Source organism: Marinagarivorans sp., from assembly GCF_982758155.1.
This window is the reverse complement of the sequence record NZ_CEXWTU010000370.1, coordinates 1-2,851: the sequence shown is the minus strand read 5'-3', so window position 1 is coordinate 2,851 and position 2,851 is coordinate 1. Positions and strand designations below refer to the sequence as shown.

At 46.2% G+C, this 2,851-nt stretch carries 4 protein-coding genes; all 4 read right to left on the bottom strand.

Translation table 11 applies throughout. The features are described from left to right. Positions 1-132: 132 nt before the first annotated feature. Positions 133-327 carry a DNA gyrase inhibitor YacG gene (gene yacG, locus AC3A8L_RS20960; protein ID WP_487964224.1) on the bottom strand — a complete coding sequence of 65 codons (195 nt, stop codon included), beginning with the start codon at positions 325-327 and terminating at the stop codon, positions 133-135. Positions 328-341: 14 nt separating this feature from the next. Then, a complete protein-coding gene (gene coaE / locus AC3A8L_RS20955) occupies positions 342-932 on the bottom strand; it encodes a dephospho-CoA kinase (RefSeq protein WP_487964223.1) in 591 nt (196 codons plus the stop codon). A gap of 4 nt (positions 933-936) precedes the next feature. Next, entirely contained in the window at positions 937-1,824 is an 888-nt protein-coding gene (locus AC3A8L_RS20950; protein ID WP_487964225.1) for a prepilin peptidase, read from the bottom strand. Then, a partial coding sequence (locus AC3A8L_RS20945; RefSeq protein ID WP_487964222.1) for a type II secretion system F family protein occupies positions 1,824-2,851 on the bottom strand: 1,028 nt, incomplete at its 5' end. The genes AC3A8L_RS20950 and AC3A8L_RS20945, both read right to left, overlap by 1 nt.

The following is a 2,851-nucleotide window of genomic DNA, read 5'->3' as shown; positions in this document are numbered from 1 at the left end:
AGACATTGCAGGAGCATTATGTCGTGGAGCAGTTACCGAGGCATGTAACGCTTTGAGCAACGAAGGTAAGGATGTCGATATCAAGCATTAGTGGATGAAATATTGTTTCCTTGTCCCTTAAGCGAAGGAAGGCTATTGATGCTCGTCTTCAGACCAATGCTCAATATCTTCGTCATTATGGCTGCCCGCAATTTTATGGCTTTCTGCTGCCCACTCTCCCAGATCAATCAACTGGCATCGATGAGAGCAAAACGGGCGGTGGGGGTATTCTTCTGTCATTTGTACAGTTTTTTTACAGCTCGGGCAGGGGATTGATAGTGTCGTCATAAAGAGTGTTATCGCTAGAGGTTAGAAATCAACATTTGATGGATGGCGTACACCTGTTGTTCGGTGTCGTTAAGCGTTTTTGAGTTATCAATGATGTAATTGGCGCGTTGGTTGCGCTCTTGTCTGGGTAGTTGGGTGGCCATAATGCGCTTTATTTGCTCTTCCGTATTGCAGTCGCGGCAGGTCGCCCTGGATATCTGAGTGGCTTCGTCGATATCAATACTAATGCTTTTATCGGTTGGCGTATTTTTCTCGAATAATAAAGGGCTAATGAGAAGAGCGTAAGGCGATTGTGCTTGGCTGAGCAGTGTTTGGCTGCGGCTTTGAATGAGTGGGTGAAGTAGGTCTTCTAACCACTTTTTTTCCTGAGGTCGCTGAAAGATATAATCACGCAGGGCGGCTCGGTTTAGCTCGCCATTGTTTGTGGTTATATTGGGTATTGTGTGTGTAAAGTGCTGTGTAATCGCTTTAAGTGCAGGTTGACCTGGTTCAACAACCTGTCGTGCGACAATGTCCAAATCAACCCACTCAATACCTAAGCCGGTGAATAAAGTGGCAATGGTACTTTTTCCACTGCCAATTCCCCCCGTAAGGCCAACGATCACGCTTTTAGCTTAAGCCTGAAAGGCTAAGATACTTTGCGGTAATAAGGTCGCCCCAGAAAAACGCAATGGCACCCGCTATAGCGAGGTAGGGGCCAAAAGGGATTCGCCATTCTTTATCTTTACCGGAAAAAATCATGCCTGCAATACCAAAAACTGCACCCACCAGCGAGGATAAAATAATAATAACCGGCAGCTGCTCCCAGCCCATCCAGGCGCCTAATGCGGCAAGCAATTTAAAGTCACCGAAGCCCATGCCTTCTTTGCCTGTGACCAGTTTAAATAGCCAATAAACACTCCAAAGGCTTAAGTAGCCCGCCATCGCGCCAATAACCGCACTGTTTATGTCGGTGTAAAGTCCATTCAGGTTGCAGAGCAAGCCAAGCCACATCAGTGGCAGAGTGAGGTTATCGGGTAGTAGCTGGTGGTCGATATCGATCATGGTCAGCGCTATAAGCGACCAAATCAATATCAGTGCCATAGCCGCTTGCGGTGTTGCACCAAGGAGCCAAAGCACCATCAAACTCGCAATACCCGTGAATAGCTCTACCAGCGGGTAACGAGTGGAAATCTTCACCCCGCATTTAGCGCAAGCCCCTTTGAGCATTAAAAAGCTTACGATAGGGATGTTTTGCCAGGCTTTGATGGGGTTATTACATTTGGGGCAGCGCGAATTAGGTATAGCAAGGTTGAACTTGCCTTCTGGCAGCGGCTCTTCTGCCGGGTTAGCAATCATCTCATCGCAGGCTTCTTTCCACTCCTTAAAAAGCATGACCGGGATGCGGTAGATAACCACGTTTAAAAAGCTGCCCACCACTAAGCCCAAAATACAAACAACGCCGAGGGTAAACCACGGTGCTGTTTGGTGGAGGGATACGAATTGGTCGAATGAGATCAAACCACGTTGCCCAATTGGAAAATGGGCAGGTACATGGCTATTAGTAAACCGCCAACAAGAACACCGAGAACAGACATAATTATTGGCTCAAGGAGGCTTGTAAGGTTGTCCACCATATTATCTACTGACTCTTCATAGAATGTTGCAACTTTATCTAGCATTTCGTCTAATGCCCCCGACTCTTCACCAATGGCGGCCATTTGAATAAGCATCGACGGGAATACTTTAGAGTGTCGCAAGGCGACATTTAGTTGCGTACCCGTAGATACCTCGTCGCGTATCTTTAATGTCGCATCCTCAAAAACACTATTGCCTGTAGCGCCAGCCACAGAGGTGAGGGCATCAATTAGTGGTACACCTGCCGCAAATGTTGTTGAAAGTGTACGCGCGAATCTGGCGATGATTGCTTCATAAATAATCTTGCCTACTACCGGCGCTTTTAAAATCATGCGATCAAGTAAGTTGCGAAATTTTTTGTTGCTTTGTTTTAGTTTGCTGAACCCAAATAAGCTTACGCCTATAATTAGAATAAAGTGGATCCAATAGGCTTGCGCAAGGTTGGAGAGGTTTAAAACAAACAAGGTAAATGCGGGGAGGTCTGCGCCAAACCCCCTAAAGGTATCAGCAAACTGCGGAACTACCTTTACAAGTAAAATACCCGTAACAATTACTGCAACAATGACTACAGCAATGGGGTAGGTTAAGGCTTTCTTGATTTTAGCTTTTAGTTGCTCTGTTTTTTCCTTGTATATTGCAATTCGGTGCAGCATTGTTTCTAGCGCACCAGACTGTTCGCCAGAATCAACCAAATTGCAAAAAAGCTCATCAAAATACTTTGGCTGCTTTCTTAATGCGTTGGCGAATCCCCCGCCTGCCGCAACATCTTCACGAATTGCTTTAATCAATTTGGCTAAAGAGGGGTTGTCTACCCCATCAGCTACAATGTCAAAACTTTGCACTAATGGGACGCCGGCTTTCATCATAGTCGCCAGTTGACGTGTAAATATGGCGATGGCTTGGGCCG